This is a genomic window from Emticicia sp. SJ17W-69, assembly GCF_051209875.1.
In the GTDB taxonomy this organism is placed as follows: Bacteria; Bacteroidota; Bacteroidia; order Cytophagales; family Spirosomataceae; genus Emticicia.
In genome coordinates this window covers 2,211,831-2,237,965 of sequence record NZ_JBNTQY010000001.1, presented here as the reverse complement: position 1 = coordinate 2,237,965, position 26,135 = coordinate 2,211,831, and the positions used below count along the sequence as shown (strand labels likewise).

Sequence of the window (26,135 nt, the reverse complement as noted above, 5' to 3'; positions counted from 1 at the left end):
TCTTTTAAAATCCTTCTATTTCTGGTTGTCGATATTTCCAAATATGTTGAAAAAGCCTAATTTCTTTTGGTTTCCAATAAAAACCCATCTTATATCTAAAAAGGGAGAGTTTTTTTATAAATACTCTTTGCCACGTGTTTAATCTTACATCAGAAACTGTTGGATAAAAGCCATTCAAAACTGTTTCAAAATCACGAATTTCATCAATCATATATGGCTTCAACCAAGGCGTAAGTGGGTTTTTCCGTAAATCAAACTTTTCCCACGCTGGACTTAACCAATCTTCTAATTCTTCAGGAAAATGGAAACCCGATTTCTTAATTAATTCATACATTTCGGAGCCTTCAGTAGGTACAGGACTATAGATATAAATAATAATTTCTGCATCAGAATTGATTGTTTTAATTTCCTTTATAAATTCAATGTCTTGCTTGATTTGCTTCCAAACAGTCTCTTCATTTTTGGCTGGAAAACCCAAAACAAACGACAATTCGGGAATAATATCAACGGTTTTCATTCGGGCAACAAAAGCCTTCATTTGTTCCGCTGTTTGCGTGCCTCCCTTGTCCATTTGCTTCAGTAATTCATCATTTCCTGATTCAGCACCCAGAAAAATCATTTTGCAGCCTGCTTTTCTCATGAGCAGGAGTTCTTCATCCGAATATTTATCAATCGTGTCTATTCTTCCTTCTCCCCACCAAATAATGTTTTGATTGAGCATTAATCTCGAAAACTCAACTACTCTTTTTCTGGAAGTAAAAAAATTGTTATCATGAAATTCTATGGCATCAATTGCATATTTTTCTTTGAAAAATAGTATATCATCAAATATCCTTTTGGCTGATTTACCTTTCCAACGAGCTTCGTAAATCGGTACTACTGCACAAAATGAACAAGTAAATGGACAACCAAAACTTGAGTGGTATGAAAAAGTCTTATTGCCAAGATATGTTTTACCTAAATATTTTTCGAGTGGATAAAAGTTAGCCAAATGTTGGTATGGCAAAGCGGGCAAAATATCTTGTTCTAATAAATCTTCTTTTGGAGTTTTGATGATTTTATCATTTAAATCCTTATAAATCAAGTTCTTGATTGACTTAATTTTAAACTCCCATTCTGCTGTTAAGGAAAATTTGATTTCCTCCAAGGCATTTAATAAATTAGGAAACGCTTTATCACCAGGGCCGTTGATGATATAATCTACAAAACCTGATTCTATTGAAACCTTATACTGATTTGAGGCAAAATATCCTCCCCAAATTATTATAACTTCGGGGTAATTTTCTTTGATTTTTTTAGTAAAAGGAATCGCTTGGCGAAGCTGTGGGCCTGGCATAACCGTACAACCAAAATATTTAAAATTATCTGTTTTTAAATATTTTTCAATTGTTTCCCACGCATCAAGCTCCAAATTCCCATCAACGAAAACATACTCAAATAGTCCATGAATCGAAGCCCCAATTTGCAATACTGAATTCGGAATTCGGTATTTGGCATTGGCACTTCGAGGATTGAAGAGTAATACTTTATTTTTGGTTTTTGTCATTTGTTGAGTATCATTCCGAGCCTTGCTTTCAATGCCCTAAGTTTTACTTTTGAGTTTTCAAAAGCATTGTTTTTTTTGTCACTACGTTGGAAATAAGCCATTTCATGTACAATCCATTGCATAGCGTATTGATAATATTTATGTGAAAAAGGACGTTTAAAGTCAATGTCACGGTCGGTAGTTTTACTCCAATTCAAAGTGCTTGCTGTACTAATAGCTTCAACTTCTTCGTACAATTCAGTACCTTTGATTGGATAGGTTATCGTTATGGTAAAATGCTTAGGGTTGGCTTTTTTAAGATGATTTAGTGTATTTTTAATATCTATTTCTGTTTCTTGGGGGTACCCCAACATGATAAATGTACCCGCTTCGATTCCGTATTTTTGAGAAAGTTGAATCATGTCTTGTACTTGTTCTACCTTCACTCTCCTATCCATCAAATCAATTATTTTTTGAGATCCACTTTCTGCACCAATCCAAATCCTAAAACAGCCTGACATTTTTAGCATTTTTATGACGTTCTCATTCAATCTGTCTGCTCTTGAAATACACTCATACGCAATCTTAACTTGCTTACTATCAAGCACTTTACAAAACTCCTCAAGCCATTTGTGTGAAATTGTAAACACATCATCAACAAACCAAATATGGTCGAAATTATATTCTTTTTGAAGTGTTTGTATTTCTTCAACCACTTTTTCAGGCGAGCGTCGGCGATAACTAAGTCCATAAACGCCACGACTACACCACTGGCAAGTATATGGGCAGCCACGCATTGTGCTGAGCGTCAAGGAATTTTCACCGTGATATTTTTTCCAAGAACTTAGATATTGATTTAAGTCAATTTTCTTTCGGTTGGGTATTGGTAAATCATCTAAATTTTTTTTTAATGACCTTTCTTCATTAATAATGATTTCACCATCTTCATTTTTAAAAGCGATTCCAGGTAGTTTGTCTGCTTTCAAATTTGAATGAATGAGTTCATAAGTTGTTTCTTCTCCCTCTCCAATGACTAAAAAATCTGCACCATGATTCAATAAATTTTCTGCATTATATCTTACATCGGGGCCGCCCAAAATGATTTTTGTTTGGTTTAACCCTTCATTATTTCTTACAAATTCAATGATTTCAAGAACATTCAGTTTTGTCATCAAATTGATATATATAGCCAAAATCGAAGGGTTATTTACTTTCAGGAATTCAAAAAAAACTGTTTTAGTTGAAAAAGTTGTATCAAATACCTCATGCTCAATACTTTTTTCTTCCAAATATGCCGAAACATAAAGTAAACCCAACGGTGGGTAAGGCTTCATGATCCGTTGCTCTTTGGCATCATCGTTCAGAAAATAAGCATGCGTTAGTAAAATCATTTTATCATTTGGATTTCTATCAAATAATGGTCAGAAAAATTAGCAAAAAAGCTAAATTGATTGATTCTATTTTCAAGTTTTAATAATATTCTAAAGAAATTAGGTCTTTTCTCCACAAAGCTATTCAAATATGATGGTGGAATAAAAAAACCAATCGGCCGAATATCGTTTATCTTACAATTATTTGGTATATTTTTTCTTATAAATTTGGCTGAATGATACCAAGTTTTTATCGTTGTTTCAGCGTCCAATTTTGCTTCCAACGGTTGTTTTGATAGCCTTCTAAAAACTTTTTTCAATTGTAATTTTACAAGAAAAAATAAACTTTCAGACAAACAAAACTTAGGCATAATTACCAAAATAACTCTTCCATTTTCCTTCAATAAACTTGGCATTTTTTCGTTTAACCAAACTGAAAAAGCTGATGGAGAAATACAATTTAGTCCACCAAAATTTGAAAATATCAAATCAAATTTTCTATTATTAATTTTCTGAAAATCAGTTACTTGATAAGAAACATTTGTATGTTCTCTGCCTTTTTTGTTGGCAATTTTAATCATTTTTTCAGAAATATCGGTTGCAAGAACATTAATACCTTTTTTAGCCAACCAAAGTGCATCTTCACCCGTACCGCAATTAATCTCCAACACACTCTTTATCTCGTTTCCAAGTTGAACTTTTTCAAGATAGTTCCAGACCAAACTTCGCTGTACTTTACCGATTGTCGAATAAGTAAAACTCTGGTCATAATCATTAGCAATTTGGTCGAAAGGTTGTTTCATGATTTCATTTCTATCCATTTCAGTTTCGTCCATGATAGCTTTTCATTTATCCAAAAAATGGGAAACTTTAGCAATGAAATAAGCTGTTTTTTCTGGTTAAATAAATCATCTAAAACTCTATTTTTCCTAAATTTTGCATGAGTAAATCTCTGTAATTGCTTGTAAAAATCAGATGAAAAAGAAGCTTGATACATGGTATCTAAATCATCAGAATCTTTCCAGTTTTTCTTGTTTTTTAACTGATTCTTTACTTTTTCATGAAAAATAGTACCTGGTAGTGGATACGAAACTGAAATACCTATGGTATAGGGTCTAAGTTTTTCAAGCATTTTTAATGTAAGATTTATATCTTCTTTGGTTTCGTCAAGATAGCCATATTGTAGAAAAAATGCTACTTTTACCCCCTTTCTCTTCAACAATTGACTTGATCTTTCAATTTCTTGCACAGTAATTCCCTTGTCCATCGCATCCAAAATTTTCTGTGAGCCACTTTCTGCTCCAATCCAAACTTCATCTAAGCCACAGGCTACTAAGTCATCAATTGTATCATCTTTTAACAATAAATCCGCCCTTGATTGTATTTTAAGTTTTGGTTTTACATTTTTTTCTGCCAAAAAATCTTTAAATTCTTTTACCCAATTAGGTTTTAAGCCAAATATATCATCACAAATCCAAAAATGAGTGGCATTGAAATTTTGCATTAAAAAAGCAATTTCATTGGCTACTTTTTGTGGTGAACGACTGTTATAACGATTTCCATATATTGGCTTTGCACACCAATTACATTTAAATGGACAGCCACGTGTAGTGGCAATATTCAGTGAAAAAAAACCATGTTTTTGCTGCCAAATTTGCTGATAATCAGCTATTTTCACTAAATTCCATAAAGGCTGAGGTAAGTGTTCTAAATCAGTTAAGGAATTCCTTTTTTTTGTTTTTTGTAACTTATTTTCTTTTTTAAGAACAATTCCTTCTACTTGATCCAAAACAATATCCTGCCCTAACTTTTTTTGTTCTAATTTTTCAATCAATTCTGTCAGTGTAATTTCTGCTTCACCGAGCATTACAAAATCTGCACCAGCATCTAAATATTTTTCATAATTATCAGTCGCATCTGAGCTATTTATTAAAACCAAGCAGTCATGTTTTTTTGCCAAACGAATCATCTCTAAACACGCTTCTCGCATATTGGTTAAGCACATTTTTGAAAGGTAATTAAATGAATCATCATACAAAACCAAGTATTGTGGTTGAAAATCAATAATCTTTTGTTCGATTTCAGATGCAGATTTTTTTAAATTTGAATCGAATAAATCTACTTCAAATCCTTTTTCTTGCATGATTGCCGCAGCTAAAATTGTATTATAGGGCGGATAAGGTTCTTGAGCTTCCCATTGTTTTGGGTCAAGCTGATAAAAATAAGCATGAGAAAAAAGAATTTTCGTAGGTATTTTCATGCTGCAAAATTAGTTTCTGTATAAGATTTGATTGTTTCTTTGTATGTTTCAAGGATTTTCTGGTGTCCGTTTGAAGTATGTGCTTTGGCAATATGTCGTTGAAAATTGATGAAAACTTCAGGATTTTGAAAGAAAGTTTCAGGGTGCCTTTTTTTGTTAATGGCCAGTGCTTTTTCAAATAACCAATTATCAAGAAAGTTACCTAATTTATTAGAAAGAATCACTTCAAAAAAATATTGAAACTTAGCTTTTGAAACAATTTTCATTGGCATTTTTCCAAGTGGGAAATTGGGATAATAATCTTTAATCCAATTGTTTTTAATAAAAAAATCTTTACAAATATCTTCTCCATAGACAGGAATTAATGTTACGATTTCGTAAGCTAAAAACTTATTTGAACCATTGATTTTCAAGTGATTCAAATCTATCAGATAATTAAAACAAAAGTAATTTTCTGAGTTAAAGAGGAATATTTTTTTAAAAAAAACACAAAATGTACGAGTAATCCAAAGGCGATTAGGGGCAGTTATGATGAAAAAATCGATGTCACTATCTGGATACATACAATTTTTTGAAATTGACCCTGATAAAAAAACACCCCGAATGAAAGGGAAAAGTGCAATTATTCTTGTGATAAAACGTGCAGTTGGTAAGCGTTTTTCAGCTAATTTATTTCGTTTAATACGGTTTTCAACTAACTGAGCTTGATTTTGAAGGCAATAATAGTTTTCAATTAAAAAAATTTGCCCATTTGCTTTTAGGTCTTCTAATCCTTTCTCTACTTCAACGACAGATAAAGATGTCCTATGAAAGATTTCTTCTTTAGTAAGCGGGTATTGAAAAATATTTGAATAAATAATCGCTTGCAAAATTTCATTATAAATTGATTTCATAGTTTCTGGCTTTGTACTTGTTTTGCAATTTAAATATTTTAAGAATTTAAACACAATTTTAATAGAATAATGTTGTATTATTTAATTGATTGGATTGAAGACATGGATACTGAGAGGTTAAATATCATAATTTAATAGAAAAATAAAGACAAATTAATTATTGAGTAAATTATTTATAAATCCATTATTAGCACCACTTAACTCAACATAATCTTTTAGTTAAAGAATACTTAAAGGCTCTATTCCGAATTTCGGCTGCAATACAATTTGCAATACACAAATAAGAATATATTACACTACATTCAAAAGGGTTAAGCAAAACAGCCTTAAAAAACAAAAAGCTTTGATAATTACGAATTGATTAAAGATAATTAAGTAATATTAAGAGTTTTGGTATGACATTCTGTCAGTATTGTTGTAATTTTGTAATTCAATTCTCAGAATTGTAGATTCATTAATAGATTTCAAGAAGAAAATGGCATTAGTTACAAACTCATTAAAAATTCTCAACGAAGAAGACAAAAAGGATTTGGATGTGGCTCGCATAAGCGAAGACGAAAAAAGTACGGCTTCTCGTAAGCTGTATATAGAAAGTTATGGTTGTCAGATGAACTTTGCTGATAGTGAGATTGTGGCTTCTATTTTGCGAGAAAATGATTTCGCTACCACATCAAAAATCGAAGAAGCCGAATTAATTTTACTTAATACTTGTGCGATTAGAGATAATGCCGAACAAAAAATCAGGCATCGTTTGCAACATCTGGTACCAATGAAAAACAAGCGTAAAAATGTCAAAATTGGTATTTTGGGTTGTATGGCCGAGCGTTTGAAAACAAAATTATTGGAAGAAGAAAGAATTGTTGATATGGTAGTTGGCCCTGATTCCTACCGTGATTTGCCAAACCTCATCAATGAAGTTGAAGAAGGTCATAAAGCGGTCAATGTTTTTTTATCAAGAGAAGAAACTTATGCAGATATTACCCCTATTCGTCTTGATTCCAATGGTGTAACGGCATTGATTAGCATCATGCGTGGCTGTGATAATATGTGTAGTTTTTGCGTGGTGCCTTATACCCGAGGACGTGAACGTAGCCGTGACCCACATTCGATTGTCAAAGAAGCTACTGATTTATTTAATCAAGGCTATAAAGAAGTGACACTTTTAGGGCAAAATGTTGATAGTTATAAATGGCAATCCTCGATTGACGGTCAACAGTCAACAGTTGTTACTTTCGCCAATTTGCTTGAAATGGTTGCTCAAATTAACCCCGATTTGAGGGTTCGTTTTTCAACTTCTCACCCAAAGGATATTACTGATGAAGTACTTTATACGATTAAAAAGTATGACAACGTTTGTAAATACATCCATCTTCCTGCACAAAGTGGTAGTAGCAGAATTTTGGAATTGATGAATCGTACTTATGACCGTAATTGGTATATTAGTAAAATTGATAGGATTCGTGAGATTTTAGGTGATGAATGTGGCATTTCTCAAGATATGATTGCAGGTTTTTGTACCGAAACCGAAGAAGACCACCAAGAAACCCTCTCGCTACTCGACTATGTGAAATACGATTATGGTTATATGTTTGCATATTCGGAAAGACCTAATACACCCGCAGCTAAAAAACTGAAAGATGATGTGCCTGAAGATGTGAAAAGTCGTCGTTTGGCTGAAATCATTGCTCGTCAACGGGAGCATTCGTTTGAAAGAAATCAGATGTCGGTTGGAAAAGTTTATAAAGTTTTGGTAGAAGGTTTTTCAAAACGTTCAAAAGAGCATCTTTCAGGCAGAAGCGACCAAAATAAAATGATTATTTTCCCTAAAGAAAATTTTAAATTAGGTGATTATGTCAATGTTTTAGTGACTGAATGTTCGTCAGCTACTTTGATTGGGAAAGCAGTGGAATAAATTAATAATACTGAGTTATGAAAGCATAGATTAAAGTTTTTTCTATGCAAAAAGCTAAGCGGAACGCCACCCGAAGCCAATAGCTAAGAGCTAAAAAATATGACCAATAATACAGAAATACAATCCGTCAAAAATCGCTTTGGCATTATAGGTAATGCTCCTACGCTGAATCATGCACTCAGCGTGGCGATTCAGGTTGCTCCTACTGATTTGACGGTCTTGATAAATGGAGAAAGCGGTAGTGGAAAAGAGTCATTTTCTAAGATAATTCATGCACTTAGCTCTCGCAAACATGGCCCTTTTATCGCTATCAACTGCGGGGCGATTCCTGAAGGCACAATAGATTCTGAGCTTTTTGGACACGTAAAAGGGTCATTTACTGGTGCAATTGAAGACCGAAAAGGCTATTTTGAAACAACCAACAGTGGTACAATTTTCCTAGATGAAATTGCTGAATTACCTATCGGTACACAAGCTCGATTACTTCGGGTTCTTGAAAATGGCGAATTTATTCCTGTGGGTTCATCGAAAGTAAAGAAAACTGATGTGAGAGTTGTAGCGGCAACCAATGTAAATTTATTAGATGCAGTAGAACGGGGACGTTTCCGTGAAGATTTGTACTATCGTTTAAATACGGTGCCGCTTTATGTACCTGCTTTACGAGAACGTGGCTATGATATTGAGCTACTTTTTAGAAAGTTTTCAACTGATTTTGCCGAAAAAAATCGAATTCGACCAGTAGAGTTGACAGATAGTGCAGCACAATTATTGATGAACTTTCGATTTCCTGGGAACATTCGTCAACTCAAAAATATTGCCGAACAAATCACCATTTTAGAAGTTGAACGCTTGGTTTCTGCTGAGATTTTGGCTAAATACCTCCCTCGTGACCAGTCAAGCGGCTTGCCAGCTTTGTTAAAAGGACTCAATGGTGGTAATGACAGTAATTTCTCAGAACGTGATTTATTGTACAAAGTATTATTTGATATGCGAAAAGATATGACTGATTTGAAAAAATTGGTTTTATCGCTTTTACAAGGTGGACAAATCAATGCCGATGTGATGCAGCAGCACCAAGATTTGTTCAATGGTATTCACCAAGAAGAAAGTGTAGCATTGATACCGCCAACTGTTTATACACCTCCTCAGCCAAATTCATACCAAAACTATCATCAACCATCTGATAACCAAGGAGTTATAAAGATTGATAGTTTACAAGATGATCGACTGAATATTGAAGACATATCACACGAAACCGAAGACAATTCATATTCGTTGGAAAAACAAGAAAAAGAAATGATCACCAGAGCGTTGAAAAAGAATAATTTCAAACGTAAATACGCAGCATTAGATTTAGGAATTTCTGAACGCACACTTTATCGAAAAATTAAACAATATGATATTGAAGACGAATAATTTAGGAATGAAGAATGGTGAGTTACGAATAACGAATAATTACAAAAGCTTTTTTAATCGCTCATTTGTCATTCGTCATTTGTCATTCGTCATTTGCCTTTTTCTTGTTTCTTGCAAGATTTATTCATTCACTGGCACTACGCTTTCGAGTGAATTGAAGACGATTACAATACAAAATTTTGTAATGAATACGGCAGGTGGGCCTGCAAACTTGACTTTGAGTATCACTGAGAAATTGAAAGAATATTATCAGAGAAATACAAGTCTCAAATTAAAGCCAAATGAAGCAGACCTACTCTTGGAAGGTTCGATTATTGGTTATGAATTGACGCCTGTATCAGCAACATCAAGTGATAAAGCAGCACTTAATCGTCTGACTATCAGAGTAGAAGTACGATTTACAAATAGTAAAGATGAGGAACAAAATTTTGAAAAAGAGTTTTCATTTTATCAAGATTTTCCACAGGAACAAAATCTTTCTCAAGTAGAAGGCACATTAGTCCCAAAAATCCTTGATCAAATTGTGTTGAATATTTTTAATGATACTGCAGCACAATGGTAAGTTTTTAATGTAAAATAAAAAATGTAGAATGAAAAATGAAATTATTCATTATTAATTTTGCATCGCACGGGCGACCCTGTATCCATTAAATTAAAACTATGCTTAATAAAAATAATTTTATTGACTTTCTTAATAACCCACAAGCATTGTCGCTCAATGACATCATGCTCATGGAAAATGCGACAAAAAAGTACCCTTATTTTCAGTTGAGTTATACACTCATCGCCAAAGGGATTTATTCCAAAGCTCCTGAAATTGCACAAGACGCCGTTCGAAAAGCAGCTATTTATGCACTAAGTAGGAATGCTTTGAGAAAAGTTATTGAAAACGACATGGACTGGAATTTAACAACTTCTACAAGATTTATTGATTCAATGCCTGTTGAAAATAAGTTTTCAGAAATTACAATTGAAGATGAACTAAACCGTGAGAAATTGGAAGAAGAACTGATAGAGTCCATTGCAAAACCTGCTTTAAGAAATATTCAAGATGAACAATTGGCAATAATTGAGCAATTTATCAAGAAAGAACCACGTATTCAACCCATTAGAAAAAATGATGGTAGTGAAGAATTTGAAGATTTAAGTGAGCGAAGTACAACGCTCAATGGCCCACTTTTTACTGAAAGTTATGGCAAAATATTAGCAAGACAAGGTAGATTTGACCAAGCAATAGAAGTTTATCAAAAACTTATTGCAAAAAATCCCGAAAAAATCACTTACTTTGCGGAAAAAATAGCAGAATTACAACGAAAGATGCTTTAAATAGCCCTCAGTTGATAGTCAAAAATCAAAAATTTTGACCATAATTAAAAAAAGGCAATTTAAAGGCAAAAATTTAAAGATATTATTTATTTTAATCAATTCATTGAAAAAATGTACACTACAATTTTAGTTTTAATGGTAATAGTTGCCATCTTGTTGGTATTAATAATTTTGATTCAAAACCCTAAAGGCGGCGGTATTTCAAGTGAATTCAGTGGTGCTGGTTCGCAAATGTTTGGTGTACAACGTACAGGAGATTTACTCGAACAACTTACTTGGGGATTTTTTGCTTTCATTATTGTAGGTTCATTAACAGCTGGAATTTTTCTTGATAAATCAGGAAGTGCGGCTGTTGAAGACAACGGTTTGAATGTTGAAAAATCGCAAAATGTAGCTCCAAAAGCAGCTCCAACTGCTGCACCGACCACAACACCAGCTACAGGAACACCTGCTCCAGCAACAACACCTGTTCCAGCTCCAACAAAATAATTTTTTGTTAGATAGTAAATAATTAAAGGTGAGAATGTTAGAGACGTTCTCACCTTTTTGTTTTACGGTTTTCCAAATTAAATTAGTATTTCTATATCAAATGATACTTTTACAATTGACTGGGCTTTCGGGAGCTGGCAAAACAACCATTGCCAATTATGTGAAAGAACATTTACAGCACTTAGGTCATAAAATTGAGTTATTGGATGGCGATATTATTAGAAAAAACTTATCTAAAGATTTAGGGTTTTCAAAAAATGATCGTTGTGAAAATATACGTCGAATGGGCTTTATTGCTGATATACTAACAAGAAATAATATCATCGTACTTATTGCAGCAATTAATCCTTATGAAGATATTCGTCAAGAGTTGCGGCAAAACTATGGAGCAAAAACCGTATGGATAAAATGCAATTTAGAAACTTTAAAACAACGTGATACAAAAGGCCTGTATAAAAGAGCTTTTTTGCCTGAAAATCACCCTGAAAAAATATATAATCTAACTGGTGTGAATGATATTTATGAAATTCCACTCAATGCCGATTTGGTAATTGAAACTACTACCGAAAGCATAGCACAATCAGCCCAAAAAGTCATAAATTTTGTTGTAGAAAACTTACAAGATTTACACTGATTTTTTTTGATTATCCATAAAAGATTTTGGAAATCACAAAAGTTTTCAAGCTTAAATTCTACTAATATTAATAATGACCGAATCATTAATTTATAAGTGAGTTTTTTCAAACTAATTATGATTCATAGTTAAAACAGGTATTTTTACCTATTCTTCTCTCCCATTCATCCGTTACATTTGTAGTAAAATTATACCTCAGAAGTTAGAATACTATTCATTGTATAAGTTTTTTGATGAATAGTAATTGCTTCGGCATTAATTTTCAAGCTATGAATATGGAAACTCTCTATCTTACCCGAAATCAACAGATTGGAATCAATGAAATATTATATCTTCAAGGTATAAGCAATTATACCATTATTCATACCAGAGATAAGCAACAAACAATTGCAGCACAAACCTTGCATTTGGTTCATGCTTCAATTAATTACGAATCATTTGTTAGAATCAATCGAAGTTTTATCCTAAATATGGAATATTTAACAACTTATACTATCGAGGACAACAAACTTATATTCAAATTATCAAATGGACAAAAATTTGTTGCTTCTCGCAGAAGAGTCAAAAACTGTATTGATAAACTTTCAAGAAAAAAAATATAAGAAAAATATTCAATTTGATTGTTCGACATATTTCATATAAAAACAATAAAGCCAGAGACTAAACTAAGGACAAATATTCATTAATAATCACTATTTTTGTCGAGAAAAAATAAAAAAAATCGACATGAAATATCTAAAGTTCAGTAATAACGACCAGATGCCAGCCTTAGGCTTAGGTACTTGGAAATCAGCTAAAGGTGAAGTCTATCAGGTAGTCAGAAAAGCGATTGAAATTGGTTATCGACATTTCGATTGTGCTTTTATTTATGGCAACGAACATGAAATTGGGCAAGCAATTAGTGATGCAATCCAGAACGGTGAAATCAAAAGAAAAGAACTTTGGATTACATCAAAACTTTGGAATAATAGACATAAAAAAGAATACATTCAAACTGCTGTTGAAAATACACTTACCGATTTAAAACTTGAATACTTAGATTTATATCTGATTCATTGGCCTGTTGCTCATAAGTATGATGTGAGTTACCCGCAAAATGGAAATGAACTACTTAGTTTAGATGAAGTTTCACTTACTGAAACATGGTCGGGGATGATTTCACTAAAGAATTTAGGTTTATCAAAACATATTGGTGTATCAAATTTTAGTATCAAAAAAATCAATCAAATCACTACTGATACTGGTGTTCTACCAGAAGTATTGCAATTAGAAGCTCACCCTTTTCTTCAACAAAAACCGCTCTTAGATTTTGCTACTGAAAAGGGCTTTTTTCTAACAGGCTTTTGTCCACTTGGCTCGGCAGATAGGCCTGCCAATCGAATTTCAGCAGGTGAGCCAAAGTTATTTGACAATCAAACAATTATTGATATTGCAAAAGATAAAGGTTTTTCGCCAGCACAAATCATGCTTGCGTGGGCTGTCAATCGAGGGACTTCGGTCATTCCAAAATCTGTAAATCCTCAGCGTTTAAAAGAAAACCTTGAAGCCGCTGAGATTGAACTTTCAGGTAATGAAATGGCTCGAATCAATGCTTTAGACCTACATTACAGATATATCAAAGGAGATTTTTGGTGTTTAGAAGGAAGTGATTATACTTTAGCAAAGCTTTGGGATGAATAATATATTTGATAAGCATTTAATTGAAAAAGACAAAAACCCTTCATTTCAACAAGATCTGAAGGGTTTTTGCTTTTAAAACAAAATATTAAAATTTTATTCTTTTTTTAATAAAATTAATCTCAGTTCATTTAATACAATTTTTTAGTCAAAAAAAGTATTTGCAACAATAGACTAAGTTTTGAGCAAATAAACAAAATTTTTGGTCAAATATACAAACATAAAAAAAATACATATCTATAATTTTACCTTATCAATCTGAGCCAATGAAGAAAACAGTAATTTGATAGTAATTCAGGTGAAAATAAGAAAGGGTCATTATAACTCTACAGAGCAGTAGATTATAAGATAATTACAATAAAGATTTACCAAATCATTAAAACAAATTACACTTCTACTAAAAATATGAATAACAATACCTATATAAGCATTGGTGGACATCAAAAAATTTTAACAACTAAAATTTTGATGCTCAAAGCCGATATTAATTATACATATATCCATTTTGTCGATGGTAGTTATATGTTAACCTCTACCGCTATTGGGGTTTTAGAAAAACGCTTGAGTGGGTTTAATTTTTTCAGAACACATCGTTCAACAATTATTAACTTACAGTATCTATCAGATTTTGACTATAAATTCAAGATTGGGAGTTCTTCAACCATAAATCTAATTAATGGAACTAAAATTCCACTTTCAAGGAGAAAAATTGCTGTTTTTTTGAAAACTATTAAATACTTCATTTCTCTTACCTAATACTTTTAAAGGAATTAGGTAAGAGAAAATTAACGCTGAATAATAACATAAAACACTTTTTTCTAAATTTTTCTATGCTATTGAGCAAATTTAGAAAAACACCTTACGTATTTGGGAAAATGTTTGTATTTAAAAAATCATTTCTAAACTTAGCTGAAGGATCAAGTGAATTAGCTAATGCTTTGAAATCATTCATTTTTTCATAGCGAGCAGCCAAAGTTGCGGCTGGAATTGTGAATATTTTCCCCCAATGTGGTTTTGCATTAAATGGTGCTAAAGCTTGTTCGATGCTCGGCAATAGTTTTGTTACGGCATCCCATTCTTGTTTCCATGTAAAATGAATGGCAACGGATGCTTGCCCACGACAAGGACTCAACCAAAAATTATCGGCAGCAATAGTTCGTATTTCGGTAATCATCAAATGTGGGCTTATCTGTTTTCCTAATTGTGCCACTGCAAAAATCGCTTCCACGGCATTACTCATTGGAATAAAAAATTCGGACTGCAATTCTTTGCCACTACTCGGTGTAAAACCCATTTTAAAATGAGGCAATCGCTCATGCCAAGGGCCAACGACTCCCATTTGTTCGGTACAGTTTTCGGCAGAAAGTTCAGCAATAGGATGTAAGTTTTTTGTTGCTGCTTTTGCACCATAAAATTCATCAGGCATACTTAGACTTTCAGCATCTTTTTCAATTCTACTTTTTATCCAAACTTCATTGATGCTATCGCTTTGCCAGTCAGTAAATAAACTTACGCTATATCCAGCTGAAACTATTTTCTCGAAGTTGTCTTTTAATTGCGACATTGGTAGGTGTTCATACACATCTTGCTGAACATTGAAAGTTGGCTGAATGTCAAGTGTAACTTTCGTTATCACTCCCAACGCTCCAAGACCTACCACTGCTCCAAGAAATTTCTCACCATCTTTTGCTCGTGAGAGTTGAATGACACTTCCATCAGCAATGACAATTTCTAAAGCAGAAACTGCCGACGCAAGATTTCCATTTCCAACTCCTGAACCATGTGTAGCGGTTGTGATTGACCCTCCAACTGAAATATGTGGCAAAGAGGCTAAATTATGCAATGCAAAACCCTTCTCATGCAGATAAGGAGCAAGCTCTCCATATTTGATCCCCGCTTCAACTGTGACAGTTTTAGTAGCCGTATCTAAGGAAATTACCTTGTTCATTTCTTTGGTAGAAATGAGATTATATTTGCTATCAGCGATAGTATTAAAGCAATGCTTTGTTCCGAGAGCTTTCGATTGAGCCAGTTTTTTTACTAATTCTTGCACTTCTTCAAGCGATTTAGGATAAAAAATACTATCGGTGCTATATTCTAAATTCCCAGCCCAATTTTTCAACTTCTCTTTTTTTTCTTCAGCAGAACACCCGCCCAATGATGCAATAAATGGAGTTGCCAATAGCGTAGAAGATAGTTTAATAAATGTTTTTCTTTTCATTTTAGGTAGTTTAATAGGTTTTATATTTTAGGTTTGAATAGAACACATAATTACCAAGATTTTGTCGTAGTTCCTAAAAATGACATAAAAAAGTCTGAATGAAATCAATTCTCATTCAGACTTTTTCATTGAAATAATTCAACTATTTTTTTAATTTCTTAACGAAATACTCAGCTACAGCATTATAAACTAAGATAGCATTACTCCATTTCATCCAATGATGGGTATCATCAACCACCATTAAAGTTTCGTAAGAAATACCTTTTTCTTCTAAACGATTAACCAAGTCGGTGCTTTGATTAAAGCGTACATTTCTATCATCATCGGCATGAATGATAAAAACTGGTGATTTCCAAGTATTCATTGCTGAAACTGGCGAAGAAAGCCAAGCCACTTGAATTGCCTTTTCATAATCTAAAGGTTTTTCTGTTTTATTGGTATAACGTGTCAAAATTGATGAGTTAACAACCCAATCATGTACGCCATGAATGTCCACACCAGCAGCAAAGATTTTTGAATCTTTTGCCAAAGCCATTGCAGTAAGGTAGCCACCATACGAACCACCATAAACACCAATTTTCGAAGCATCTACATAACTTTGTTTTTGTAACCATTGTCCCGCCGCTTTAATATCTAAATATTCAGAAGCTCCTTTTACGCCACAATTGGGGGCTTGATGGAAATCATAGCCATAGCCAATACCCAAGCGATAATTAACCGATAAAACCACAAAACCTAAACTTGCTAAATATTGATTTGAGGCATAAGCATTTGAATAATAATCAGAATAATTCCATCCTAATAACATTTGCCTGGGAGGCCCACCATGTATATATACTATCGCTGGTTTTTTAGCGGCTCCACCTTGTGGTTCAAACAAATCAGCATGAACAATAACACCGTCAGCAGCTGTAAAAATCACTTGTTTAGGAATTACTAATTTTTCTTTTGGAAAATCGGCAGGTACTAAATCTGTTCCTATCAATTTGATTTTCCCTTTATTAATGCCATCCAATTGCATTGTAGCAGGTAAAGGTGACTGTTGGGCTGTGGCACTTATAAATGCCGCTGTATGACCATTATCAGTCAATACAGGCGTCCATTCTAAACCCGTACCTTGAGTTAGTATCTGCATATCAGCTTTATCAACACTTACAATGGCAGCATGTCTTCTTTCTATATCAAGTTTATCATTGCCTGTATTGGCACTAAAAGTTAATTGTTTTTTATCTGCACTCAATTGGATATGTTCACACATAAAATTGCCCGATGTAAGCAAAAGTTCTTTTCCGCCCGATGCAGCAATTGAATATAAATGGGGCCATCCATCTTGATACGATAAAAAAACAATTCTATCACCTGCTGCCCAGTGTAAATTTACAGAACCATGCGTAGTTGGCACAGAACCACGTAATGTTGTTGGAGCTTTCCATAGCAGTGTTGCTTTGTTGCTCGCAACATCGGCTGTATAAATACTCCAAGGGTCATGTCTTTTGGTTAATAATGGGGCTGGTGAACCTCCTGTGCCAGGTCTTCTTGCAAAAACAATCTTGCTTCCATCTGGCGACCATCTGGGAGAAAAATCAATATTAAAGGCAGGTGCAATCCATTTGATTGGAGTTGAAGAATTGGAATAAACTCCAATGATTGAATGGTCACCTCTGTCAGTTACAAAAAGTAAAGAATTTCCGTCGGGATTCCACTCTAATGAGCTAACTGTACCTCTTGTTTTAAATAAGCTTTTAGCTGCATTCAAACTATCAATTGGTGCTGTCCATACTTGTCCATTTTTTATAAAGGCAATTTTTTTACTATCGGGTGAAATCACAGGATAATCTCCTTCGATTGATGATTTTATTTCTCCACCTTTGAATGGAAAACTGATAATTTTTACATCAGAAGGCATTGGTTCAGCAGCAGGGTTTACTGGTAAATTTTCATCCCAGTTGCTTCCGTGATCACCACCTCTTACAAAAACAACCCAATTCCCATCATCAGAAATAGAAATATTTGTAATTTCTTGTCCGTCATCTTTTGGAAAATGAGTCAACTTTCTTGCTTTAAAATCGCTTCCCTCAGCAACGTAAACATTTCGTTTTCCTTGTTCGTCGAATGCCCAAGCAATTTTAGAGCCGCTTGCACAACTAACTAATTCTGTCGGAAAGGGGTATTTTTTAAATGCTTCCAACGAAGTGCTTTGTGCTACGATTTGGAAAGGTAATAGAAACAGTATTAGGATTTTATTCATAAAAATGTTGAATTTTAGTTTTGAATTTATTTCTTCTCTAATTCAAATGCAATCAACACATTACCAGCAACTTCTCCAAACATTCCATAGCCTGAATTTACATAAAGCATATTTTCAGAAACAACAGGCGAAGGCCCATCAATCGAACCACCTTTACCTTTAATTCCATTGATAGCTTCATATTCTTTCACTGTGTCAAATTCCCATAAAATTTTTCCTGTCTTATTATCATAAGCACGAATATGTCCTTCGAGCGTTCCTGCAAAAACCAAATCAGGTAAAGCTAAAGGTGCGGCCGAATTTGCTTGAATACAGTTTTTCCCTTGTGGACATGTTGGTGTTGGCGATTGCCAAATTACTTCTCCATTGCCGATATTAATCGCATACAAACCTGGAGAAGGTTTACGATTTTCATCTTGTGCATCGATGGCATAAATATTATCGGCATTGGCAGCATATACATTTTTTCCATCGGTTGCCATACCCCAGTGGATTCCACCTAAAGCCCCGCCTTTGCCAATTCTAGTTTGCCAAATAACCTTTCCAGTAGAAGGGTCAAGGGCATGAACCACACCAGATTTTTGCCCCGCTACAATAATATCTTTTCCATTATAACCTGCTTTTACTAAAAGTGGTGCTGAACCAAAATCTAAGTCTGGGCCTGCTTTATCAGGGCAGTTTGGTTCGCCTGGACAAGCTAAATTCCATGTATCATGCGTAGTTGCTTGAAAATTCCATACTAATTTGCCAGTTTTTATATCAATAGCTTGTATCGCATCGCTGGTATTAGTAGCTGGGTCGGTATAGTTTTCGCCTGTGCCAATGTAAACCAATCCTCTTTGAGTATCGATAGTTGGACTGCACCAAACGATTGCCCCAGAAGGCCCAAAAAATGATTTTCCATCTTTCTTTTTACCACTTTCTTTTGCTTCTTCTGTAATTACTCGATGTCGCCATTTTATTTCTCCAGTAGTGGCATTCATAGCAACTAATTCGCCTGACGAGGTGCAACACTCAAAATTTGGGTCTTTTGAAGAACTTACTTCAGAGGAGGTTAAAGGAACAAAAACTGTATTTTGGAAAACCGCCACCGATCCTGTATTGGACGACTGAGGGTGAACGCCTGATCTATTTTTCCAAATTAATTTACCACTTGCCAAAGATAAAGCATAAACATTGGTAGCATAGTCTGCAAAATAGGCTAAGAGTTCACCATTAGAATTTTTAGCAATGGCAATTGCTCCACGAATAGCGGTACTACCTTGATAATGCCAACCAATTTTGCCTGTTTTTTTATTCAAAGCATAAACATCTCCAAATTGAGAACCAATAATAAGCCAATCTCCAACCACAGCAGGTTTACTCCTTACTTGTGTACCATCAGGAAAAGCAAAAGTCCATTTAACTTTCAAAGAACCGACATTTTGTGCATTTATTTGGCTTTGTTTCTCAAAACTTGTGCCTTCTAAATTACCTCCCCATCCAGATTTATAAGAGACGCCTTTGGGAATGGAAAAAACAGTAAATGCTTCTTTGGGAAGAACAATTTCGACCATTGGACGATTGGTTAAAAATTGTGCTACAGCTTTACGTTGTTCGTCACTTATTGTACTGCCTTGCATTTTCATTTTGCCTGAACTTAAAGCAGTATAAATGGCTTTTGTAGTCATTCCGCCTAATAAAGCCTTTGTTGGTCCTGCATTTTTTACCGTTGAATTTTGATTATGACAAGCAGCACAAGTAGAAATATAAACTTTTTTTCCCTCTTCTTTAATGGCATCAGAAAGTTCTAATTTTGATGATTCCATAGGAGATAAAAGTTCTTTTGACCTTTCTTGTGCTTGTAGATTATTAAAAAAAACATTAGAAAACAAGCAGATTAACAATAAATAGGTTTTCATGTTGAAATAGGTTATAAGGTTCAAAAATATTGTACTTTCATCCAAATGAAATCGCTTCGGCGAATCGATAAAACAACTTACTTAACATTGTAATGTATATCTTATTTTTATCTCAAAATCATTCAAATTTATCTCAACATCGGCTGTCTCATCCAATAGGTTAGGCTTCTCCAAACCCATTCAAATGGTCCAAAACGGAAATAGTTGAGCCAAATCGGAGATATAATCAACTGAAATACCCATACACCTGCAACGATATAATACAATTGATAATAGGATAATTTACCAAAATACCCAAACCCAAATCCGTGAAAAATAAGTGAACAAATAATGGATTGCATCAGGTAGTTTGTAAAAGCCATTTGCCCAACAGCAGTCAAGGCTCGCATTAACCAAGGCACAATTCCTAACCTATAAATCAAAATTAATAAACTGGCATGTCCTATTGCTAATAATGCCCTTCTTATGTCATATAAATCAAATGGAATAACTCTATAAAAATCAACTACTTTACCTGGATTTACAAACCAATCAGCTTGTGTATGAAAGAAAAGCCAACTAATGGGTATGCCCAAACCGTAACCCATCAAAAGTGTAACAATATAGGTAGAAGTGGGTAATTTATTGGAAAAGAAACCCCAACTTAGCAATGCCATGCCGACAAACATCAAGGAAAGCCAATCCCAAGTACCAAAGTAAGTTCCCCAGGTTTCTCCACCACTATTTTCAGGCAGTAAGTTTTTAAATACTGAGGCGTAGTTGCCACGTCTTTCTTTAATAGTTTTATCATCTTTTTTCTTATCTGGTTTAAGTCTTTTCTCAAAACCTTCCCATGCACTTTTCGCTTCCAATTGTTTAGAACTTGGTTTTTTATGTACTTTTTCGAGTTTCACTGCTTCAAGATAACCCGTCCTATTGCCACGTAATTCGTCGTACCAAACATCATTTCTTAAAATATTGATCATCATACAAACAATAGCCAGAACAATTAACCATGAAGGTTTGAATTTTCGAAAGGGGAACAACAACATTCCAGCCAAGCCATAGAAAAATAAAATATCTCCACGCCATAATAAAATATAAGCATTAAAACAACCAAAAAGCACCAACCAAAGTAAGCGTCGGTAATAATACTCGGCTACGGTCACTCCTATTTGATTTTCTTTTTTATTACTCATAAATAAAACCATTCCTGCACCAAAAAGCATCGAAAATAGTCCTCGCATTGTACCTTCAAAGGCGACACCGATGAAAGCAAAAGTATAATAATCAGGTGTATCTGTATTTTTTGGTATAGCAATATAAGTTGAATCCAATATTCCAAAACCTGGAATATTCATCATTAAGATACCCAAGAGAGCAAATCCTCTCACCATATCAATAGTCTGTATGCGTTCGACTTTAGCAACTGGACGTGGACTTTCCAACATCATATCAGTTGGAAGGTTGATTGATAAATTATTTTCCATGATAGATTTGGTTTTTCGTTATGAAATTAATGATGTTGATGTTTCGATGTCTTCTTTTATTTGCATGGGTTGTTTTTGCCAACGAATCAGCGAATGCCAAAGCCATTCAAAAGGACCATATTGATAAAAACGTAACCAAACCACACTAAACACCAACTGTAATAGCCAAATTTCAGCCACCAAAAAATAGAGTTGATAAAATTTGAGCAAGCCAAAATAACCCATGCCATAACCAAAGAAAAACATGGTACATAAGATGGTTTGAATCACATAATTACTCAGTGCCATTTGTCCAACTGCTGCCAATGCTCGCCACAACCAAGACATGATACCCAAGCGATAGAAAAGTATGATCAATGATGCCCAGCCAACAGCAGCAAATGCTCGTTCAAAAGGTTTTAGCACTTCTTGAAGTGGCACGATACTTTCACTGACATATTTGGTAAAATCAAGAACTTGTAGTTCATAAGCACCCAAAGAAAACCAAGCTAAAATTTTCCCTAAACCAAGTCCGACGATTGCCCAAATTGCATATTTTTGAGTAGAAAATGTATTTGAAAAGAAATCCATTTTAAATAAAGCCATCCCTAAAAGCATCAACGAACCAATATCCCATAAACCATAACGATAAAGCCAAGCTGCTTCACGAAATTGTGTTTTGGGAAGAATATAGTTCCAAACCTCAGCATAATCAGAACGAATAGATTTTATTTCAGCATCGTTGGCTTTTTTATCGAATTTATACATTTTCGCCAATCCTTTCCAAGCCGTTGTGTCTTCTTTTTGTTCATCACTAAGTTTGGCTATTTTTTTCATGGCAAGTGTATCTGCCAATTGTTTGTCTGTTGGTTTTACTATTTTATACTTTTTTTCATATGCTAAAACATTTTTGTATTTCTCATATTTTTCCTTTGTTTCGGAGAAATCCCAAAAACCTTTTCCAATTAAAATAAGTGCCATTATTACCGCTCCAATCAACAAAGCACGAGCCGACAAGCGATACAATGGAAATAACAAAATTCCTACAACACTATATGGAAACAAAAGATCATTTTGCCAAAGTAAAATAACAGCATTGATAAGCCCAAAAAACATAAGCCATAATTGCCTTCTAATATATAAATCAGGCACTGATATGTCATTAATACCTTTGCTGCTTTTAAAAAACAAAGCTATACTCGCTCCAAAAAGCAGCGTGAGTAAAGCCACCATTTTGTTACCAAAAAAGGTATTAATGATGGTCATTAACCAATAATTCCCCCCATGTGGGTTGACAATTAACTGATTAAGATTGGTTTGAGTAGTACCAAAAACCTGAATGTTTAATAGTAAAATACCAAGTATTGCAAATCCCAAAAGCATATTAAAAATGGAGATTTGCTTAGGTTTAGGAGTAGTTAAAGGATTCATAGAAAATTATTTATATTTAACAGTGAAAAGTAAATAAGTACCATACAAAAACCATAAACAGGCAAGAGTGATTATCTTTTCAATGGCTGCGATTTTCCATAAGTTAGACTCCTCCAAACCCATTCAACAGGGTCAAAGTTAAAATATTGAAGCGAAACTTGTACTGATGGTTATTTGTATTACAAATCAAGTAATGGCAAAAAAGTTAAATGTAATAAATTCAATTTTAGCTAATATTTGCATACAAGTAAGATTTTCAAAAATAACTAATTGAAACAATGAATTATTGGTTTATTTGACCAAAAACTTAGTGTATTTATTCATAACTTAGTGTATTGTTGCAGGAGGGAATATTTGTCTTTGAAAAGGCTATACTATATTTTGTACAAGTATTTTTCAAAGAAATTTTAAGTGATTAAAATGGTGGTTATTCAAATTTAATGTGTAGAAAATAAAGAATTTAATAATCCTAATTTTTGTAGAATCGCTTTAAATCGTGGTTCATGATGAAGAAAAACAAATAAAGGAGAAGTTTTTAAATAATTGGGTGAATCATTATTTTCCGAAGCCAATTCAAGGTATTTCAAACAAAGTTTTTTATTGCCCAAACCTGCATAAATAATGGCTATATATTTATAGTTTTCAGGCTTTTGACTGAAGTTTTTAAGATATATATTCACAGGTGCAGTTTGACCTAATTTACCTTCCGAAAACGCTATCATGGAATCATTGAAAGGTGTTTTACCATTTAACTTTTCACAAATGTTGAATTCTTTTAAAGCTGCAAGATAATTATGACGTGTGATATAATAAAAGGCCTTTGCATTATGAAATAACATGGCATCATTAAAAATCAGTTCACCGTCTTTGATGGCATTTTCTGCAAGGTCAAAGCGACCAGCATAAGCACATCCAATGATGTGTCCACCATAAATATTACTCGCCAATGGATCTAAAGACACTGCCTTTGTACTGTACTTAATAGCTTCGTCCATTTGCCCAATTGAACGAACAGTTAGACTATACCAATAGTTTATTTGTGCATCGTTTGGGCTAAATTTTAGAGCAATTTGAAAAGTAGTTATCGCCTGTTCCCATTTATTTTGTACTTTATAAAGATTACCTAAAACAGCATAAGCTCTACCATTTTCGGCATCAAGATTTATGGCTTTAAGGGCATTTTTCTCCGCCATTTTATATGCACTTTCAACATCCATATATTGGTCTTCTCCCATTAAAAAATAAGCAACAGCTATGTTGGTAAAAGCATCAGCAAAAGTTGGATCAAATTTAATGGCATTTTCAAATTTTATGAGACTGGCCTTTATTTTTTCTCGGATTCGGCTCTGTAAAAGTTGCTGCCCTTGTAAAAAATCATTGTATGCAGCCAAACTTATAGTCGGTTTCTTATCAAATTTATCTGTTACCTTTCTATTCAATTTCTGGTCTAATTCAATAGCAACTTCTTTAGAAACAATATTCATGTAGGTAAATATATTTTTTGTTTCTCCCTCAAAGCTTTTTGTCCAAATAACTCTTTGGTCTTTTGCACTAATAAGATCAACTTTAATGCGAACATTTCGTCCAACTTGCAACACTGAACCAGCTAAAAGATAATTGACACGTAATTCTTGGGCAATCTGAGGAATTGATTTTGGGGTATTTAGGTATTTGTTTGATGAAGTTGTAGAAATAACTTTTAGGTCATTCAAAGAAGCAAGTGAGCTGTGAATTTGCTCCATTACTCCTTCACTAAAATATGATTTTAATGAATCACCTAAATTTTTGAAAGGCAAAATGGCAATTGAATGCTCCGAAAACTCAGTTGAAGTTGCTTTATTAATTGATGATGTTCGATCGTTTTGCCAATAATAAATACCTATACTTGTAAGTAAAATTGTCAGAATTATAATTCCCAAATATATTAGCATCCTTTGTTTTTCTAGGGCATATTTTTTCTTTATAACAATTTCATTATCAACACTTTGCTCAACAAAACTTTTATTTTTAATAGGTAAATTCTTTCTGAATTCAGTTGGATTAATGCCAAATTCTTGTGTAAAATATTTAGTAAAATTTTGTGGACTATCTATGCCAATTTTGTAAGAAATCTCTGAAATTTTTAAATTGCTATTTTCAAGTAATTCTTTTGCTTTGGCAATTTTTATTTTGCGAATGTATAATGAAGTAGAAAGTTGGTATTCATCCTTGATAAGTCTGTACAATTGGGATCTACTCATGCCCAATTCTTGATAAATGAGATCAGAAGAGAAATTTGGATTATCGAAATTATCTTCTATGAGTTGATTTAGCTTTACTATCAATACTTTTTTCGAATTTGTTATTTTAAGTCGATTAGTCAAAGTATTATTTTTCAGTTAATTAGTTTTACTTTGCAAAGTACCTAAATTTCTTTAATCTAAAATGAAATTTCTTCTAAATAACAGAAACAAGATAAGCTTATTCCAAGTTTTAATCTCTCATTAATGAGAACACCCGTAAGTTGTTATTTTATTGGAAAGTAAGAATTAATTTTCTTAGTAAAATATTAGAATTGTATTCTCAATTTAATTCTTTAATCAGTTTGTGAATTTAAAAAACATCAATTTGAGCAGAAATATTTGTTAAACTTTGTACTTTTTTAGTTCTCCTTACAGAATAACTTTTTAATAGACCTTGAGTCAAAAAACAAATCCCTAGCATAAAACTAAGCCGTTCAAGAAAGTAACATAAAGGAAACGATGTAATAAACAACGAAACTCCTGCTATGAGGGATGTAAATACAAACATTATCATTCCACCAACAACATAATAATAGCTTTCTGCATTAGCAGAGCGGTTTACTGCAATAAGAATCGAAAAAAACAAACAAAAAACATGAATAAATACAGGGAAAACTAAGTAGTCGGGAATAACAGGCAGAAAAAAACAGATATAACAAATGATAGCTGAAACAATAATTAGAATAGACTTTGTAAACATATTTTTTCTTCCAATTAGTAGGTATTCTCTTTCTTGCTGAATAGAAAGAATAAAAAAGAAAAACATTAAAAATAGAAAAAATACCCCAAACAATAAGCTGCTTTTATCATATCTTTGAGCTAAAAAAATCTCTTGAATGGCAGCCGAACAAAGACTTGCAATAAAAAAGCTATCTTTAGCTGTCAAAATTTTTTTTCGTATTTTACAGTAATAATAAATGCTTACTAACGAGAATAAAGGATTGATTAGCATCCACAAAGTCTTATTTTGTAAAAAAGATGCGATTAAACAAATACTAAGAAATAGATAATAGTATCTCTTATCTTCTTTTGTCATCATGGCTAATGATTATAGTATACAATCTTAATCATTAAATATGAATAAAAAAATAAAAAATAATAT

General features: G+C 33.3%; 21 protein-coding genes. 9 read left to right on the top strand and 12 right to left on the bottom strand.

Features of this window, described 5'->3' with window-relative positions:
* Positions 1–4: 4 nt before the first annotated feature.
* The 5 genes from ACQUQZ_RS09190 to ACQUQZ_RS09170 are packed head-to-tail and all read right to left on the bottom strand — an operon-like array spanning position 5 to position 6,048.
* Positions 5–1,546, bottom strand: a complete 1,542-nt coding sequence (locus ACQUQZ_RS09190) for a B12-binding domain-containing radical SAM protein (protein ID WP_435354587.1) — start codon at positions 1,544–1,546, stop codon at positions 5–7.
* Entirely contained in the window at positions 1,543–2,916 is a 1,374-nt protein-coding gene (locus tag ACQUQZ_RS09185; protein WP_435354586.1) for a B12-binding domain-containing radical SAM protein, read from the bottom strand. Before ACQUQZ_RS09185 ends, ACQUQZ_RS09190 begins: the two co-directional genes overlap by 4 nt.
* Complete coding sequence (locus tag ACQUQZ_RS09180) at positions 2,913–3,731, bottom strand: methyltransferase domain-containing protein (protein WP_435354585.1); 819 nt, start codon at positions 3,729–3,731, stop codon at positions 2,913–2,915. Before ACQUQZ_RS09180 ends, ACQUQZ_RS09185 begins: the two co-directional genes overlap by 4 nt.
* Positions 3,695–5,155 carry a B12-binding domain-containing radical SAM protein gene (locus tag ACQUQZ_RS09175; RefSeq protein ID WP_435354584.1) on the bottom strand — a complete coding sequence of 487 codons (1,461 nt, stop codon included), beginning with the start codon at positions 5,153–5,155 and terminating at the stop codon, positions 3,695–3,697. The genes ACQUQZ_RS09180 and ACQUQZ_RS09175 overlap by 37 nt, the downstream gene beginning before the upstream one ends.
* Positions 5,152–6,048 (bottom strand): hypothetical protein, encoded by an 897-nt coding sequence (locus ACQUQZ_RS09170; protein ID WP_435354583.1) that lies wholly within the window; start codon positions 6,046–6,048, stop codon positions 5,152–5,154. The genes ACQUQZ_RS09175 and ACQUQZ_RS09170 overlap by 4 nt, the downstream gene beginning before the upstream one ends.
* Before the next feature lie 475 nt (positions 6,049–6,523).
* Here ACQUQZ_RS09170 and miaB point away from each other — a divergent pair, with 475 nt between their 5' ends.
* The 9 genes from miaB to ACQUQZ_RS09125 all read left to right on the top strand — a co-directional run bounded on the left by miaB (position 6,524) and on the right by ACQUQZ_RS09125 (position 14,258).
* Positions 6,524–7,960, top strand: a complete 1,437-nt coding sequence (gene miaB, locus ACQUQZ_RS09165; RefSeq protein ID WP_435354582.1) for a tRNA (N6-isopentenyl adenosine(37)-C2)-methylthiotransferase MiaB — start codon at positions 6,524–6,526, stop codon at positions 7,958–7,960.
* Between the two features lie 99 nt (positions 7,961–8,059).
* Entirely contained in the window at positions 8,060–9,376 is a 1,317-nt protein-coding gene (locus tag ACQUQZ_RS09160) for a sigma 54-interacting transcriptional regulator (protein WP_435354581.1), read from the top strand.
* Positions 9,357–9,938, top strand: a complete 582-nt coding sequence (locus tag ACQUQZ_RS09155; protein ID WP_435354580.1) for an LptE family protein — start codon at positions 9,357–9,359, stop codon at positions 9,936–9,938. Before ACQUQZ_RS09160 ends, ACQUQZ_RS09155 begins: the two co-directional genes overlap by 20 nt.
* Positions 9,939–10,036: 98 nt before the next feature.
* Positions 10,037–10,702, top strand: coding sequence for a tetratricopeptide repeat protein (locus ACQUQZ_RS09150; protein ID WP_435354579.1), 666 nt, complete (start codon positions 10,037–10,039; stop codon positions 10,700–10,702).
* Positions 10,703–10,813: 111 nt separating this feature from the next.
* Positions 10,814–11,191 (top strand): preprotein translocase subunit SecG, encoded by a 378-nt coding sequence (secG, locus tag ACQUQZ_RS09145; protein WP_435354578.1) that lies wholly within the window; start codon positions 10,814–10,816, stop codon positions 11,189–11,191.
* Between the two features lie 100 nt (positions 11,192–11,291).
* Complete coding sequence (cysC, locus tag ACQUQZ_RS09140) at positions 11,292–11,825, top strand: adenylyl-sulfate kinase (RefSeq protein ID WP_435354577.1); 534 nt, start codon at positions 11,292–11,294, stop codon at positions 11,823–11,825.
* A 275-nt stretch (positions 11,826–12,100) separates the two neighbouring features.
* Positions 12,101–12,427, top strand: a complete 327-nt coding sequence (locus ACQUQZ_RS09135; protein ID WP_435354576.1) for a LytTR family transcriptional regulator DNA-binding domain-containing protein — start codon at positions 12,101–12,103, stop codon at positions 12,425–12,427.
* Positions 12,428–12,551: 124 nt separating this feature from the next.
* The gene (locus tag ACQUQZ_RS09130) at positions 12,552–13,505 is read left to right on the top strand and encodes an aldo/keto reductase (protein ID WP_435354575.1); all 954 of its coding nucleotides are present in this window, start codon (positions 12,552–12,554) and stop codon (positions 13,503–13,505) included.
* 402 nt (positions 13,506–13,907) lie between these two features.
* The gene (locus tag ACQUQZ_RS09125) at positions 13,908–14,258 is read left to right on the top strand and encodes a LytR/AlgR family response regulator transcription factor (RefSeq protein ID WP_435354574.1); all 351 of its coding nucleotides are present in this window, start codon (positions 13,908–13,910) and stop codon (positions 14,256–14,258) included.
* A gap of 103 nt (positions 14,259–14,361) precedes the next feature.
* Here ACQUQZ_RS09125 and ACQUQZ_RS09120 read toward each other — a convergent pair whose 3' ends face one another.
* The 7 genes from ACQUQZ_RS09120 to ACQUQZ_RS09090 form a co-directional block, all read right to left on the bottom strand.
* Positions 14,362–15,723 (bottom strand): FAD-binding protein, encoded by a 1,362-nt coding sequence (locus ACQUQZ_RS09120; RefSeq protein WP_435354573.1) that lies wholly within the window; start codon positions 15,721–15,723, stop codon positions 14,362–14,364.
* Positions 15,724–15,865: 142 nt separating this feature from the next.
* Positions 15,866–17,971: a S9 family peptidase gene (locus ACQUQZ_RS09115; protein ID WP_435354572.1), complete on the bottom strand. Its 2,106-nt coding sequence runs from the start codon at positions 17,969–17,971 to the stop codon at positions 15,866–15,868.
* 26 nt (positions 17,972–17,997) lie between these two features.
* Entirely contained in the window at positions 17,998–19,872 is a 1,875-nt protein-coding gene (locus ACQUQZ_RS09110; RefSeq protein WP_435354571.1) for a PQQ-binding-like beta-propeller repeat protein, read from the bottom strand.
* Positions 19,873–20,000: 128 nt separating this feature from the next.
* The gene (locus ACQUQZ_RS09105) at positions 20,001–21,341 is read right to left on the bottom strand and encodes a DUF418 domain-containing protein (protein ID WP_435354570.1); all 1,341 of its coding nucleotides are present in this window, start codon (positions 21,339–21,341) and stop codon (positions 20,001–20,003) included.
* 18 nt (positions 21,342–21,359) lie between these two features.
* A complete protein-coding gene (locus ACQUQZ_RS09100) occupies positions 21,360–22,751 on the bottom strand; it encodes a DUF418 domain-containing protein (protein ID WP_435354569.1) in 1,392 nt (463 codons plus the stop codon).
* Positions 22,752–23,188: 437 nt separating this feature from the next.
* The gene (locus tag ACQUQZ_RS09095) at positions 23,189–25,075 is read right to left on the bottom strand and encodes a helix-turn-helix domain-containing protein (RefSeq protein ID WP_435354568.1); all 1,887 of its coding nucleotides are present in this window, start codon (positions 25,073–25,075) and stop codon (positions 23,189–23,191) included.
* 268 nt (positions 25,076–25,343) lie between these two features.
* On the bottom strand, positions 25,344–26,072 hold the full coding sequence (locus tag ACQUQZ_RS09090) for a hypothetical protein (protein WP_435354567.1): 729 nt from the start codon (positions 26,070–26,072) through the stop codon (positions 25,344–25,346).
* Positions 26,073–26,135: the final 63 nt, after the last annotated feature.

Coding starts and splice junctions, on each gene's coding strand:
- ACQUQZ_RS09105 (WP_435354570.1), bottom strand. CDS start 21,341: ATGGAAAATAATTTATCAATCAACCTTCCAACTGATATGATGTTGGAA.
- miaB (WP_435354582.1), top strand. CDS start 6,524: ATGGCATTAGTTACAAACTCATTAAAAATTCTCAACGAAGAAGACAAA.
- ACQUQZ_RS09110 (WP_435354571.1), bottom strand. CDS start 19,872: ATGAAAACCTATTTATTGTTAATCTGCTTGTTTTCTAATGTTTTTTTT.
- ACQUQZ_RS09160 (WP_435354581.1), top strand. CDS start 8,060: ATGACCAATAATACAGAAATACAATCCGTCAAAAATCGCTTTGGCATT.
- ACQUQZ_RS09130 (WP_435354575.1), top strand. CDS start 12,552: ATGAAATATCTAAAGTTCAGTAATAACGACCAGATGCCAGCCTTAGGC.
- ACQUQZ_RS09135 (WP_435354576.1), top strand. CDS start 12,101: ATGGAAACTCTCTATCTTACCCGAAATCAACAGATTGGAATCAATGAA.
- ACQUQZ_RS09120 (WP_435354573.1), bottom strand. CDS start 15,723: ATGAAAAGAAAAACATTTATTAAACTATCTTCTACGCTATTGGCAACT.
- ACQUQZ_RS09125 (WP_435354574.1), top strand. CDS start 13,908: ATGAATAACAATACCTATATAAGCATTGGTGGACATCAAAAAATTTTA.
- ACQUQZ_RS09185 (WP_435354586.1), bottom strand. CDS start 2,916: ATGATTTTACTAACGCATGCTTATTTTCTGAACGATGATGCCAAAGAG.
- cysC (WP_435354577.1), top strand. CDS start 11,292: ATGATACTTTTACAATTGACTGGGCTTTCGGGAGCTGGCAAAACAACC.
- ACQUQZ_RS09190 (WP_435354587.1), bottom strand. CDS start 1,546: ATGACAAAAACCAAAAATAAAGTATTACTCTTCAATCCTCGAAGTGCC.
- ACQUQZ_RS09115 (WP_435354572.1), bottom strand. CDS start 17,971: ATGAATAAAATCCTAATACTGTTTCTATTACCTTTCCAAATCGTAGCA.
- ACQUQZ_RS09170 (WP_435354583.1), bottom strand. CDS start 6,048: ATGAAATCAATTTATAATGAAATTTTGCAAGCGATTATTTATTCAAAT.
- ACQUQZ_RS09090 (WP_435354567.1), bottom strand. CDS start 26,072: ATGATGACAAAAGAAGATAAGAGATACTATTATCTATTTCTTAGTATT.
- ACQUQZ_RS09150 (WP_435354579.1), top strand. CDS start 10,037: ATGCTTAATAAAAATAATTTTATTGACTTTCTTAATAACCCACAAGCA.
- ACQUQZ_RS09100 (WP_435354569.1), bottom strand. CDS start 22,751: ATGAATCCTTTAACTACTCCTAAACCTAAGCAAATCTCCATTTTTAAT.
- ACQUQZ_RS09155 (WP_435354580.1), top strand. CDS start 9,357: ATGATATTGAAGACGAATAATTTAGGAATGAAGAATGGTGAGTTACGA.
- ACQUQZ_RS09175 (WP_435354584.1), bottom strand. CDS start 5,155: ATGAAAATACCTACGAAAATTCTTTTTTCTCATGCTTATTTTTATCAG.
- secG (WP_435354578.1), top strand. CDS start 10,814: ATGTACACTACAATTTTAGTTTTAATGGTAATAGTTGCCATCTTGTTG.
- ACQUQZ_RS09180 (WP_435354585.1), bottom strand. CDS start 3,731: ATGGACGAAACTGAAATGGATAGAAATGAAATCATGAAACAACCTTTC.